Source organism: Plantibacter sp. M259, from assembly GCF_006065115.1.
GTDB lineage: Bacteria > Actinomycetota > Actinomycetes > Actinomycetales > Microbacteriaceae > Plantibacter > Plantibacter auratus.
This window is the reverse complement of record NZ_CP040750.1, coordinates 2,837,304-2,850,821: the sequence shown is the minus strand read 5'-3', so window position 1 is coordinate 2,850,821 and position 13,518 is coordinate 2,837,304. Positions and strand designations below refer to the sequence as shown.

Annotated in this window: 11 protein-coding genes and 1 pseudogene; 7 read left to right on the top strand and 5 right to left on the bottom strand. The window is 70.2% G+C overall.

Annotation, left to right across the window (positions count from 1 at the left end; translation table 11 throughout):
- Window positions 1-96: 96 nt before the first annotated feature.
- Window positions 97-540 (bottom strand): DUF3592 domain-containing protein, encoded by a 444-nt coding sequence (locus FGL15_RS13360; RefSeq protein WP_168223403.1) that lies wholly within the window; start codon window positions 538-540, stop codon window positions 97-99.
- Between the two features lie 47 nt (window positions 541-587).
- Entirely contained in the window at window positions 588-1,706 is a 1,119-nt protein-coding gene (locus tag FGL15_RS13355; protein WP_079705105.1) for an AI-2E family transporter, read from the bottom strand.
- Window positions 1,707-1,824: 118 nt separating this feature from the next.
- Here FGL15_RS13355 and FGL15_RS13350 point away from each other — a divergent pair, with 118 nt between their 5' ends.
- From FGL15_RS13350 to FGL15_RS13330, 5 genes and pseudogenes are all read left to right on the top strand, one after another.
- Window positions 1,825-2,775, top strand: coding sequence for a pirin family protein (locus FGL15_RS13350; RefSeq protein ID WP_138946404.1), 951 nt, complete (start codon window positions 1,825-1,827; stop codon window positions 2,773-2,775).
- A gap of 113 nt (window positions 2,776-2,888) precedes the next feature.
- Window positions 2,889-3,470, top strand: coding sequence for an ECF transporter S component (locus FGL15_RS13345; RefSeq protein WP_071259786.1), 582 nt, complete (start codon window positions 2,889-2,891; stop codon window positions 3,468-3,470).
- On the top strand, window positions 3,471-5,219 hold the full coding sequence (locus tag FGL15_RS13340; RefSeq protein ID WP_138946403.1) for an ABC transporter ATP-binding protein: 1,749 nt from the start codon (window positions 3,471-3,473) through the stop codon (window positions 5,217-5,219).
- The gene (locus FGL15_RS13335) at window positions 5,216-6,046 is read left to right on the top strand and encodes an energy-coupling factor transporter transmembrane protein EcfT (RefSeq protein ID WP_138946402.1); all 831 of its coding nucleotides are present in this window, start codon (window positions 5,216-5,218) and stop codon (window positions 6,044-6,046) included. The genes FGL15_RS13340 and FGL15_RS13335 overlap by 4 nt, the downstream gene beginning before the upstream one ends.
- A gap of 47 nt (window positions 6,047-6,093) precedes the next feature.
- Window positions 6,094-7,184 (top strand): annotated as a pseudogene (locus FGL15_RS13330) (Rv2578c family radical SAM protein).
- A 68-nt stretch (window positions 7,185-7,252) separates the two neighbouring features.
- On the opposite strand, the gene FGL15_RS13325 reads toward FGL15_RS13330, so the two are convergent.
- Window positions 7,253-7,675 (bottom strand): GNAT family acetyltransferase, encoded by a 423-nt coding sequence (locus FGL15_RS13325; RefSeq protein WP_138946401.1) that lies wholly within the window; start codon window positions 7,673-7,675, stop codon window positions 7,253-7,255.
- Window positions 7,676-7,774: 99 nt separating this feature from the next.
- Here FGL15_RS13325 and FGL15_RS13320 point away from each other — a divergent pair, with 99 nt between their 5' ends.
- Window positions 7,775-9,292: a carboxylesterase/lipase family protein gene (locus FGL15_RS13320; protein WP_138946400.1), complete on the top strand. Its 1,518-nt coding sequence runs from the start codon at window positions 7,775-7,777 to the stop codon at window positions 9,290-9,292.
- Between the two features lie 36 nt (window positions 9,293-9,328).
- Here the strand turns inward: FGL15_RS13320 and FGL15_RS13315 are convergent, their stop codons facing one another.
- Window positions 9,329-10,060 (bottom strand): exodeoxyribonuclease VII large subunit, encoded by a 732-nt coding sequence (locus FGL15_RS13315; RefSeq protein ID WP_168223402.1) that lies wholly within the window; start codon window positions 10,058-10,060, stop codon window positions 9,329-9,331.
- A 118-nt stretch (window positions 10,061-10,178) separates the two neighbouring features.
- Here FGL15_RS13315 and FGL15_RS13310 point away from each other — a divergent pair, with 118 nt between their 5' ends.
- Complete coding sequence (locus tag FGL15_RS13310; protein WP_168223401.1) at window positions 10,179-10,733, top strand: hypothetical protein; 555 nt, start codon at window positions 10,179-10,181, stop codon at window positions 10,731-10,733.
- A 107-nt stretch (window positions 10,734-10,840) separates the two neighbouring features.
- Here FGL15_RS13310 and FGL15_RS13305 read toward each other — a convergent pair whose 3' ends face one another.
- Entirely contained in the window at window positions 10,841-13,249 is a 2,409-nt protein-coding gene (locus tag FGL15_RS13305) for a DEAD/DEAH box helicase (protein ID WP_138946397.1), read from the bottom strand.
- Window positions 13,250-13,518 lie beyond the last annotated feature (269 nt).

Sequence of the window (13,518 nt, the reverse complement as noted above, 5' to 3'; positions counted from 1 at the left end):
TGCTCTGGGACCGGGGAGCGGGAGCTCAGGGACCGGGGAGCGGGAGCTCAGGGACCGGGGAAGAGGTACTCAGTGACCGGAAGGAGGAGCAGGTGCTCAGGCCCCGGTGTCGGCGACGAACAGCAGCACGATCGAGGCGATGGAGCAGACGACGCCGATGCCGAAGGTCACGCCGAAGAGCAGCCGGAGCGCCCTCGTATGGTCGGCCGTCCGGCGGAAGCGTGCGCGAGACGGTTCCCGGCGGGCGTAGAAGACGTTCGGCTCCTCGGGGTCGCGCAGGGCGTCGAACTCCGCATCCGTGACGGGCCGTGAGTACAGCTCGGCCGCCTCGGTCATCCAGCGGACCTCGCGCCCCTGACCTCGATCGACGTCCCCGCCGCCCGCGTCCTCCGGCACGTCCACTATGACTCCGTGCGTCTCCACCCAGCTGCCGTCCGCCGCCCGCGCGATGAGCATGACGAGCAGCACGACGACGGCGCTGCCGAAGCCGATCCAGGTGAAGACCTCGAAGACGAGGCCGAGGAGATCGTGGGGGTCCACGGTCACATGCTATCCGGCGGGCGGACCCACGACCCTGACGGGCTCCCTCAGACGGACTCGGGTCGCTTCTGCCGCATGGGCTCGGCCGGCTGGTCCGGCCCGTTCCAGACGCCGATGATGCCCCAGGCGACCGCCGCGATCGGGACGGCGAGGACCGCGCCGACGATGCCGCCGAGGATGGTGCCGGCGGTCAGGGCGAGGAGGACGACGAGGGCGTGCAGCTTGAGCGAGCGTGCCATGACGACGGGCTGGAGGAAGTTGCCCTCGAGCTGGTTCACGAGCACGACGATGCCGACGACGATGAGGGCGGCGACCGGACCGTTGGCGACGAGCGCGACGAGGGCCGCGAGGATGCCGGCGGCGGTCGCACCGACGATCGGGATGAAGGCGGTCAGGAACACGATGACGCTGAGCGGCAGGGCGAGCGGGACCCCGATGATCGCGAGGCCGATGCCGATGCCGATCGCGTCGACGGCCGCGATCGTGGCGGTGCCGCGCACGTACCCGCCGAGGGTGTCCACCGTCTTGCCGCCGATGCGCTTGGCGCGGTCGTACGCGGTTCCGGTGAAGGGGCGGAGCAGGAACTCCCAGAGCCGCGGCCCGTCCTTGAGGAAGAAGAACAGGACGACGACCATGAGCACCAGGCCGGTGAGGAAGCTCGCCGTCGCGGAGACGCCGGCGAGTGCCCCGCTGCCGAACTGGCTCGAGGTGAGGAAGTCGACCGCGGTCTGCTTGGCGTCCTCGATCTGCTTCTCGTCGATGTCGAACGGCAGGGTGCCGAGCCAGTCCTGCAGCTGCCCGAAGCCCTTCGAGGCGGAGTCGACGAGGTCGTCCCACTGGCTGCGCACGGCCCACACGATGAGCCAGCCGATGCCGCCGAGGACGACGAGGATCGAGACGAGGGCGATCCAGGTGGCGAGGATCGACGGGAGCCCCTTCGACCGCATCCACCGCATGAGCGGGTAGATCGCCGAGGCGAGGATGAGCGCGATGACGACGGGGATCATCACGAGCGAGAGCTGGGTCAGCGCGAAGACGATCAGCGCGGCGACCGCGACGATGGCGAGCGTCTGGATGCTCCGGGTCGCGAACGTGCCGATGCGGTCGTGCCAGAGGCCGCGGGCGAGCGGCTCCGGTGCGTCCTCATGCTTGTCGAACAGGCCCATGGGATCCCCAATCTCGGCAGCGGCGGAGCCGGACGGGCCCCGCGCCCAGTCAACCACGTCGGTGCGGGCCGAGGTCAGGCCGAGCGGGAGTAGCGTTGTCCGTGATAAGGAGGCGCTCATGACGAGACTCGACGCCGACCCCGTACCCAGCGTCTGCCACGCATCCGACGGATCCGGGACGAGACTCCTCGAGGCTCGCGAGGTCCCACTCGGCGGCATCCGCGGCCTGAGCGTCCATCGCACCCTCCCGCAGCGGGAGCTGCCGATGATCGGCGCCTGGTGCTTCCTCGACCGCTTCGACGAGGACCGATCGCTGATGCGCGTCCTGCCGCATCCGCACACCGGCCTGCAGACCGTGACGTGGCCGCTGGTCGGCGACATCCGGCACCGCGACAGCGTGGGCAGCGACGTGGTCGTCCGCCCGGGCGAGCTCAACCTCATGACGAGTGGCCGAGGCGTGTCGCACTCCGAGTTCTCGGTGGGCGAGGAGGAGGCCGCCATGCACGGCCTCCAGCTGTGGGTGGCACTCCCGGAGGCCGCCGCCTCGGTGCCGGCCGCGTTCGAGCAGCACACGGACCTGCCCGTGCACCGCGCTCCGGGCTTGGAGGCGACCGTCCTCGTCGGCACGCTGGGCGGGGTGACGTCGACCGCGACCGTCCATTCGCCCCTGCTCGGTGCCGACGTGACGCTCGAGGCCGACACCGTCGTCGAGGTGCCGGTGGATCCGGCCTTCGAGCACGGCGTCCTCGTACTCGACGGGGTGCTCGAGGTCGGCGGCGTCGAACTCGGCTCCGGCCCGTTGCTCTACCTGCCGCCCGGGTGCGATCGCCTCGAGCTCCGGAGCGCGACCGGTGCCCGCTTCGTGCTCCTCGGAGGGACGCCGTTCCCGGAGAAGCTGGTCATGTGGTGGAACTTCGTCGGTCGCAGTCACGAGGACATCGCATCCGCCCGGGAGGACTGGGAGGCGGGGTCGCCGCGCTTCGGGTCGGTCGCCGGCCACGGTACGGACCGCATCCCGGCGCCTCCGTTGCCGAACGTCCGTCTGACCCCGCGCCGACGCTCGATCTGACCGCTCGGATCGGGCGCTCCGGACCCCGTTCCGAGCGGTGTCCGTCGGCGTCTCGACGGGCTGATAAAGGATAGGCTGTCCTCAGGAGATCGGCTGCTCGTGAAGGTGGGCTCATGCAACGTCTGAGTACGCGACTGCTGCTGACCTGCGCCGCCATCGGCGTCGGCGGCGGCCTCGTCTTCGTCGTCTCCGGGTACGTCGGCGGCACGATCTCCGCGACCGCCCCCGTGCTCTACGGCCTCATCATCGGCGTGTACTTCCTGCCGGGCGTCGTCTCGCAGGCGCTCCTCCGACGTGGTGGTGTGGCCCTCATGACCGGGCTCACCGCCGGCCTCGTCTCGGCGGCGTTCAGCCCGCAGTGGTTCTTCCGCTACTTCGGCACCGGCCTCGCGATCGGGCTCCTGCAGGAGATCCCCTTCGCTGTGTCGCGCTACCGCGTCTGGAAGGCCTGGGTCTTCTACCTGGCAGCGGGCATCGCGGGACTCGTCTTCGGCGGCTCCGTGCTCGTCGTCCTCGGGATCGAGCATTTCGCGCCCCTCGCCCAGACGGTCTACATCGCCCTCTTCGTCCTGAGCCCGATCGCCTTCACCGCGCTCGGGCGGGCGGTCGCAGCGGCCCTCGCGAGAGCCGGCGTGGGGCGGTCCATCGCGAAACCCCTGCAGCGCGATCGCGGCTCGGCCGGCACGCGGGCCTGAGTGGACCCCGTACCGCCGACGCACCCCGCCACCGTCGTCCGGCGGGTGCGCATCCGTCACGACGAACGCGAGGAGTGGACCCCGGACGACGTGTCGTTCCAGGTCGCACCCGGTGAGGTGGTGCTCCTGCTCGGGCCGAGCGGCTCGGGGAAGTCGACGCTGGCGCTGGCCCTCAACGGTCTCGTCCCCCACGCAGTACCGGCCGAATTCGAGGGTGCCGTGATCACCGGCGGGCTCGACACGGCCACCTCGACGGTCGCGCAGTTGAGCGAGCACGTGGCGATGGTGTTCCAGGACCCCGACGCGCAGATCGTCACCGGAACGGTCCTCGACGAGGTGTGCTTCGGCCCGGAGAACCTCCTGCTCCCCGTCGAGGAGGTGCTGTCCCGCGCCGAACGCGCGCTCCGGCAGGTCGGGCTCTGGGAGCGCCGGGCCGAGAACCCCGACCGGCTCTCGGGCGGAGGCCGACAGCGACTCGCGATCGCCTGCGCCCTGGCCATGGGGAGCGACCTCCTCGTCCTCGACGAGCCGACGGCGAACCTCGATCCGGCCGGGATCGAGGAGGTATACGCAGCCCTCCGTTCACTCGTCTCCGGACCGGACGGCGCCGGGAAGCGGCACGCGATCCTGCTCGTCGAGCACAACCTCGACGCCGCCATCGACCTCGTCGACCGGGTCGTCGTCCTTGATCGCGACGGACGGCTCGCCTTCGACGGCCCGACCCGCGACGTCCTGCTCGGGTACCTCGACGAACTGCTCGCGATGGGGGTCTGGCTGCCGGTCGCGACGCTCGCGGCCCTGCGGCTGCGGGAGGGCGGTGTCATCGTGCCGAACCTCCCCCTGACACCCGCCGAGCTCACCACCGCACTCGACTCGACCGCACTGCCGACGCTGCCGACGGCGCCCGTCGCCCCGGTCACCGCCGAGCGGTCGGTGGCGGTCCACGTCGACCGGCTCAGCGTCGATCGCGGTCGCGGCCGCCGGCGCACCTCGATCCTCCATGAGGTGAGCCTCGAGGTCGGGACGGGCGACTTCCTCGCGGTGATCGGGACGAACGGTGCCGGCAAGACGACCCTGCTCCAGGCGATCGCCGGGGTGGTCCGGCCACCCCGCGGCCGCATCGACGTCGGCGGGATCGACCCGGGGCGCAGCGACGTCCGGACGATCGCGGCACACATCGGATTCGTCTTCCAGAACCCCGAGCACCAGTTCATCGCCCACACCGTCCACGAGGAGCTCGCGCACGGCCTGCGGATCCGGCGCGTAGACGACACCGAGATCGAGCGGCGCGTCGGCGACCTGCTGCGGCGGTTCGGCCTGGAATCCGCACGCGACGTGCACCCGTTCCTCCTCTCCGGCGGCCAGAAGCGCCGACTGTCCGTCGGGAGCGCCCTCATCGCCGGAGCCCCGGTGCTCGCGCTCGACGAACCGACCTTCGGTCAGGACCGGGCACGGGCGAATGAGCTCCTGGACCTCCTCGCCGGCCTCAACGCGCAGGGCACCACGGTCGTCGTCGTGACCCACGACCTCCAGCTCGTCGCCGATCACGCGAGTCACGTCGCGGTGATGGCCGGCGGTCGCCTGCTCGCCCACGACACGACCGCCGCGGTCCTCAGCGACGAGGAGCTCCTGCGCCGCGCGGGGCTCCGGCCACCGCCGCTCGCCCAGGCGATGCGCTCGCTGACGAACCACCCCGACTGGCGGCACCTGTCGAGACTCGACGACCTGCCCGGGGCGGCCGCCCGATGAGCGCCACGACGATCGACCCGTACGCCTCGAGCACGGCACCCGCCGGTCGATTCCTGTACCGGTTGAACCCGCTCGCGAAGCTCGGCGCTCCGCTCCCGGTGATGATCCTGCTCGCGTTCACGAGGGACCCGGTCACGCCGGCGCTGTTCATCGCCCTCGCGGTCGTCGTCATCCTCGTCGGAGGCAGCCTGACGCGGACGGTCGCCCTCCTGCTCTTCGTGGCGCTGCCGCTCCTCGTCGCGATCATGTCGTTCAGCTTCGGCCTGTGGACCGACCCGAGCCGCGTCGACCAGTCCGTCCTGCTGTTCCAGGTCGGCGACTACCGGTTCTTCCTCGGCGCGCTGCTCGTCGGTCTCTCGACGGCACTGCGGCTCGCGGCCCTCCTCGTCCTCGCCTGCATCGGCGGCCTCACCTCGACCGGCCCGGAGTTCGTCCGCGCGATGATCCAGCAGCTACACGTGCCCTACCGGATCGGGTACACGGCGCTCGCCGCCTACCGGTTCGTGCCGCGGTTCGGGCACGAGCTGGAGGTGATCCGTTCCGCCCACCGGGTCCGCGGCATGGCCGAGGGTCGCGGACCGATCGCCGCCGTCCGCCGCGCCGCCGGCACCGTCGTGCCACTGCTGGCCGGTGCCATCCGTCACGCGGAGCGGGTCGCGCTCGCCATGGACTCCCGCGCGTTCGGCGCCCATCCGCAGCGCACGGAGCGGACCCGCATCCCCTTCCGGACCCGCGACTGGTGCTTCATGGTCGCGTTCTGGCTCGTGAGCGCCGCCCTCCTCTGGTGGAGTCTCGCCGTCGGTCCGGGTCCCGTCGCCCGGAACTGATCACCCGGAGTCGTCCGTAGAACTCGAACATATGTTCTAATGGAGACATGCGGTGGAGCGGACAGGAACTCGGGGTCGAGGCGACGTCGGCGCTGCCGGGCCTCGCGAAGCTGAACAACCTCGTGCGCAGCGTCCAGACGCCCGAGTTCGCCGGGATCACCTTCCACGAGGTGCTCGCGAAGTCCGCACTCAACCGCGTACCCGGCCAGTCCGTGATGCCGTTCGGGTGGACCATCAACCCCTATCGGGGCTGCTCGCATGCGTGTTTTTACTGCTTCGCTAGACCGACTCACACATATCTGGACCTCGATGCCGGGAAGGACTTCGACTCACAGCTCATCGTCAAGGTGAACGTCGCCGAGGTCCTCGAGAAGGAGCTCGCGAAGGCGAGCTGGGGCAGGCACCCGGTGGCACTCGGCACGAACACCGACCCGTACCAGCGCGCCGAGGGCAAGTACCGGCTCATGCCGGGGATCATCAAGGCCCTCGCCGACTCGGGAACCCCGTTCTCGATCCTGACGAAGGGCACGCTGCTCCGGCGTGACCTGCCCCTCCTCGCCGAGGTCGCTCAGCGCGTGCCGGTCGACCTCGCCATGTCGATCGCGATCTACGACGACGAGCTGCAGCAGTCGATCGAACCCGGCACCCCGACGGCGGCGGCCAGACTCGCGACCATCCGCGCCGCTGCCGACCTCGGCTTCGACGTCGGGGTCTTCATGATGCCGATCCTCCCTACCTGACCGACACCGTCGACCACCTCGACCTCGCCCTGTCGCGCATCCGCGAGGCCGGCGCGAGCACCGTCCTCTTCTCGACCCTGTACCTGAAGGCCGGCGTCAAACCCTGGTTCATGCAGTGGCTGTCGCGGGAGCACCCCGAGCTCGTCGACCGCTACACCTCGATGTACGCCGACGGCGCCTACGCCCCGAAGGAGTACCGGAAGTGGCTGGCCGCGCGTATCCGCCCGATGATCCGCGAGCACGGGCTCGAGCGCGGCACCGAGGACCCCGCCACCGGGGGCGTCCGCTCGTCAGCGCTCGGCATGTTGCGCGACGGGTACGGCGAGCGGGCCGAGCTGCGCAAGCGCGCCCCCGAGTTCGTCACGACGGGCCTGCAGGTCCAACCGACCCTCTTCTGACCCGTTCGTTCGCCCATTCTTGGGCGAACGAGACCTCCCTCGCCCAAGAATGGGCGAACGAACCGCGGTCAGGCGTCGGGGATGAGCCGCTTGCTGAGCAGCGCGACCTCGTCGGTGCCGTACCCGAGCGCCTCGTAGAACCCGATCACCCGGTCGTTGCCCGTCCGGACCATGAGGTTGATCTTCGGGCACCCGAGTTCGATGAGCAGGCGTTCGGCTTCGGCCATGAGCACCCGACCGAGTCCACCACCTTGCTGGGCCGGCGACACTGCCAGGTAGTGCACCCACCCGCGGTGGCCGTCGTACCCCACCATCGCCGTGCCGATGAGGGCGCCATCGGCATCCACCGCGACGAGGAACAGCTCGGGCTGCGTCGTCGACTTCCGCTCGATGTCCTTCGCCGGGTCGTTCCACGGTCGGGTGAGACCGACGGTGTTCCACAGGGCGATGACGGCGTCGGTGTCGGCTGGGGTGAACGGACGGATCTGCATCGTTCCAGTCTTCCGCACCCGTCTCCCGTCCGATGCACAGGCACGCGTACGACCGCCGTCGATACAGTTGGTCACCCGAGCATCGACGAACGGACGCGTATGAGCATCGACCCTGGGCTGGAACCGGCCGACGACGACACCCGGTCGGACGACCACCCCACGCCGATCACCGTCGACACCGGCAGCGGCCCGGTCACCGGACGCAGCGCGGGCGGTGTCTCCAGCTTCCTCGGCATCCCGTATGCGGCGGCGCCGTTCGGCGACGACCGGTTCCGGCTCCCCCAGCCGGTCGAGCCCTGGGACGAGCCGCGGGACGCGACCCGGCCCGGCGCCACCGCACCGCAGGCCCCGTACACCGGCGCGGTCGGCGACCTCCTCTCCACGGTCACCGTGCCGGGGAACGAGATCCTCAACGTCAACGTCTGGGCGCCGGCCGAGCCGTCGGTCGGGCCATTCCCGGTGATGGTCTGGATCCACGGAGGCTCGTTCGTCCACGGCTCCAACGCGCTCGACGCCTACGACGGCACCGCGTTCGCCCGCGACGGCGTCGTGCTCGTGTCCGTCAACTACCGCCTCGGCTCGGAAGGCTTCTCCGTGCTCGACGACGTCCCGCTGAACCTCGGCATCGCCGACCAACTGGCAGCCCTGACCTGGGTCCAGGACGAGATCGCCCGGTTCGGCGGCGACCCCGACAACGTCACCGTGTTCGGCGAGTCCGCGGGCGGAGCCTCGGTGGCGACACTCCTCACCCACCCGGACGCTCCGGCCGTGATGCGGCGGGCGATCATCCAGAGCGGGCCGCTGGAGGCGCAGACGCGCGAGCGGGCGGGCCGCATCTCGAAGCTCATGGCGAAGGATCTGGGGGTCCCCACCACCCGAGCAGGGTTCCGACGTGTTCCACCGGAGGGGCTCGTCGCCGCGCAGGAGCGGGTCATGGCGGGCGGCAACCCGCTGAACGGCGGCGCCGGCTTCGCGGTCGCGACGGCCGCACCGCTCGTACCGGACAGTCCGTTCGACGCGTTGCTCGCCGGGCGGGCGGCCGGCATCCCCGTCCTCATCGGCAGCACGACCGAGGAGTACCGACTGTGGTTCGTCCCGACTGGACTCCTTCCGACGATCAAACGCGTCCATCTGCTCGCGGCACGCCTGAAGCTCGGGATCTCCGCGGCGACAGTCCGCACCTTCCGACGGAACCGACCGAAAGCGCCGACCGGGGAGGTCCTCGGCGCGATGGCGACCGACGTCCTGCTGCGCGTCCCGCTCAACCTTGTCGCCGATGCACGGGCCGCCGCCGGCGCCGACACATGGGTGTACGAATTCGCGTGGCGAAGCCCGGTCGGTGAGGACGGCCACGGTGCACTCGGGGCCGCCCACGCGATGGAGATCGGTTTCGTCTTCGACCACCTCGACTCCCCGGAGGCCGTCCGCATGGCGGGCCCGTCCGCCCCGCAGTCGCTCGCGACCGCGATGCACGACGCCTGGGTCGCGTTCGCGACGACGGGCGACCCGGGTTGGCAGCGCTGGGACGGCACCCGGCCCGTCCGCACCTTCGACGGGGTCGACGACGCCGTCGTCCTCGCGCCGCGCGACGACGAACGGGCGGCCCTCACCCGATAGCGGTCGCTTGACAGGGCGACTCGTCCACGAGACGACTCAGGCGGCGAAGTGCCGTCGGAATTGTCTCGGAGTTCGCACCTGAGCCGCGGTGACGAACCACGACTCGTCATCGATCGGCGGCCAGCCTCGTCTGCGTTGTCTGGCAGTCACGCGGGTCGCTCGTCGCTGCGCTGACGCACTCCACACCGTCAGAACGAGGCCTGCCAGCGCCATCCATCCCCAGGGCACCGCTGCGGCCAGGCCGTTTTCGAGCACCGACAGCGCCGAACCGGCGAGGACGACCGTGAGCGCCGCCCACAGCATGGCCAGAATCGCGCCTCGCATCCGCACCCGATAGAGCGCCGCGGCCCTCGCCTCGTCGATCCGTCGGCGGAACTGCCAATCAGCGGATTGCTGCGCGGCACGAAGCGTCTCGGACCTCGGCCTCGCAACCGGCGCTGTGGTGGACGGAGGAGCAGCGCTCCGCGCTGAACGCCGTGAACGCTCCTGAGCCTGTTCACGCGCGAGCGAGGTGATCAGGCTTCCAAGCATGGTCGGTGTGGCCGCCGAGGCGAAGGCCGCTCGATCCGCGACGGTCTCATCCGCCCAGTGACCCACCCCGGTGAACACGGGGGCTGCACAGTCGATGATCGATCGGACGACCTGGATGTCGTCCAGCGCCGAGCGGTCACTCCAGTGTCCGCCTCCCCGATGGATCGCCACGATGACATCGTCGGCCGGCTCGATCGCGTCGAGCGCCGCGGAGAGACCAGTCGGGTCGAACGGCACCGATCGCTGCTCCTCCTGGAGCCCCGCTCGGCCGAACCCCGGGAGAACTCGTCCTGGGTCTGGGAGCTGGCCGGCCGCAATGTGATGACCCGCTCCACACGGACCCTCGATTGGAGAGTTGCTGTGCCAGATCCTTGGCGCGTCCCCGGTACGGGCGAGTCGCATCCCTGTCGCCGTACTGCTCCGGATCCTGCGCGAAGGCCGACTCGAGGAAGGACTGAGCCTCCGTTCGGGCCAAGAAAGCGGCTCCTGCGTCCTCGACAGCAGTCGCACTGATCTTCTCGACGCGCAGTTGTCGCTCGCCGCTTCGTCTCCCCGGCACGAAGCGACCACTGACCGCGAGGACCTTGCCCTCGGTCAGGAACTCGAGGAGGTCCATGCCGAGGAAGCCCTCGATCCGCTTCCGCTCGGGCGGCAGCACGAGCATGGACGTCCACTGACCATTCGGATCTGCAAGGTCGAACCAGGCCGTGCGCCGGTCGAACGACGTCTGGGCGGCTCGACACTCTCCGACCAGGGCCACGGACCCGATCGCTGCAACCGCATCGGCGTAGAGCGTTGCGCCGCGGCTCACGTCGACCGGTCGGCGGCCCAGCGGTTTCCGCGCAGCATCGACGACGCGTTCGGTTGCTGCATTGACGATCGCTTCGCGGGGTTCACTCATATATTTTGAGCCTACTCATCACCATCGGCCGCTTCAAGAGAGGCTGCAGAACGCCGACCGGAACGCGGAACGCCCGCCGAGCGTGAGCTCGGCGGGCGTTCCTGATGCGGTGAGGACTACGCCGTGGCGATGTCCTCGACAAGCTGGTCGCCGGGGGCGGCGTCGTCGAACGCGGCCTCGATCTCGGCGCGGTCGAGCAGTTCGGTCATCCGACGGCGACGGGCCTTGGGGATGATCGTGACGACGCGACCGATCTTGCCGGCACGACCGGTGCGGCCGGCACGGTGCAGGTACGTCTTGTACTCGTCCGGGGCGTCGGCCTGCACGACGAGCGTGATGTCGTCGACGTGGATGCCGCGGGCGGCGACGTCGGTGGCGACGAGCACGTTGACCCGACCCGAGGTGAGCTTCTCCAGGTTGCGCGTGCGGCGCGCCTGGTTGAGGTCGCCGTGGAGCGAGACGGCGGGGATGCCCGCCATGCCGAGCTGCTCCGCGAGACGCTCGGCGTACGCCCGGGTGCGGGCGAACACGAGGGTCTTCTCGGTGCGGTTGACGAGCTCCTCGATGAGGCGGTCCTTGCCCTTGTGCTCCACCACCAGCACGCGGTGGTCGATCGTGGAGGACGCCTGGTCCTCACCGGCGACCTCGTGCACCGACGGGTTCGGGAGGAACTCGTTGACGAGGGCTGCGACACCCTTGTCGAGGGTGGCGGAGAAGAGGAGCTTCTGGCCGTCGGGCGCGGTGCGACGCAGGATGCGCTGCACCGGCTCGAGGAAGCCGAGGTCGCACATGTGGTCGGCCTCGTCGAGGACGGTCACGGTGACCTGCGAGAGGTCGAGGCGACCCTGCTCGATGAGGTCCTCGATGCGACCGGGCGTGCCGACGATGATGTCGACGCCGCGCTGCAGGGCGCCGACCTGGCGACCCTGCGGGACACCGCCGTAGATCTGCGTGGTGAAGAGGCCGACGGCGCGCGCGATGGGCTGCACGGTGCGGTCGATCTGCAGGGCGAGCTCACGCGTCGGGGCGAGGATGAGGGCGCGGGGCTTGCGACCCGGCTTGCGGTTCTTGCCGCCGCCGTTCTCCATGAGCTTTTCGACGAGCGGGGCACCGAAGGCGATGGTCTTGCCGGAGCCGGTGCGGCCACGGCCGAGGACGTCGCGGCCCGCGATGACGTCCGGGATGGTCGCCGCCTGGATCGGGAACGGGCTGTCGGCGCCGAGCTCGGCGAGCGCACGGACGATGTTGCCGCCGAGGCCGAGGCTCTCGAAGGTCACACCCTCGACGTCGCCCGCCTGGATCGCGTCGGCCTCGAGGCGCTCGAGCACCACGTCGTCCTGCGGCGTGTAGGAGCCGGCGTCGCGCTTCGGGTAGTAGTCGCTGCCACGGCCGGCGTCGGACGAGCCGCGGTCGTCGAACGAGCGCTTCGGGCGGTCGTCGAAGGAACGCTTCGGGCGGTCGTCGTACGAACGCGCCGGGCGCTCCTCGAAGGAACGCTTCGGACGGTCGTCATAGGAACGCGCGGGGCGGTCGGTGCGGTTCGCCTGACGCGGGTCACCCTGACGAGCCGGGCGGTCACCGTAGGAGGGACGCTCGGTCCGCTCGCCGCGGTTGTACGCGGGACGTTCGGTGCGGTCGCCATAGGAGGGACGCTCGGTCCGCTCGCCACGGTTGTACGCGGGACGCTCCGTGCGGTCACCGTACGAGGGACGCTCCGTGCGCTCACCCCGGTTGTAGGCCGGACGCTCGTTGCGGTCGCCGCCACGGTTGTACGCGGGACGGTCGTTCCGGTCGCCGTACGAGGGACGCTCGGACCGCTCACCACGGTTGTAAGCAGGACGCTCGGTGCGGTCGCCACCACGGTTCGAGGCCGGACGGTCGTTCCGGTCGCCATACGAGGGACGCTCGGACCGCTCACCACGGTTGTACGCAGGACGCTCGTTCCTGTCGCCGTAGGAGGGACGCTCGGTCCGCTCGCCACGGTTGTAGGACGGGCGCTCGTTGCGGTCGCCATACGAGGGACGCTCGGTCCGCTCGCCGCGGTTGTACGCGGGGCGCTCGTTGCGGTCGCCACCACGGTTGTACGCAGGACGCTCGTTCCGGTCACCGTAAGACGGACGTTCAGTCCGCTCGCCACGGTTGTACGCAGGACGCTCGTTCCGGTCGCCGCCACGGTTGTAGGCGGGACGCTCATTGCGGTCGCCGCCACGGTTGTACGCGGGACGCTCATTGCGGTCGCCACCACGGTTGTACGCAGGACGCTCGTTGCGGTCGCCGCGGGGTGCGCGGTCGCCGCGCTCCTCCGACTCGAAGCGGGCGGCGCGCTCGGCACGCTCGTCTGCGTTCCAGCGAGACTTCTGCGGCGCTCCACCGGCGTCGGGGCGGTAGCCGCGGTGGCCTTCGCTCTTGCTGCCGGACTTCGCGCCGGGGCGTGAGCCGAAGGGCCGCTTGTTCTCGCCGTACTTGGACTTGGGGTCGAAGTTCTTGGCCGGGCGTTTGCCGGCGGGGGTGTTGTTCTTGGGCATGGAGAAATGCTTTCCGGGTTATAACTCGTTCGCATGAACAACCTGCATGACTCACACAGCGCCATCCGAAACCTCGGCTGCGCTGCGGCATGCTCATACCCGGGCGATCACTGGCCGGGGCCGTCCACATCATGTGTGTGTTCGCGGAGTTCTCTCCGACGAAACCGGCCCACCAGACTGACATAACCCTCCGCGGTACAAACGCGGTGTCTAGAGCCGACTCACCTACGTTACCCGATCCACCCTGAGAAGTCACGGAGCATGGCTCC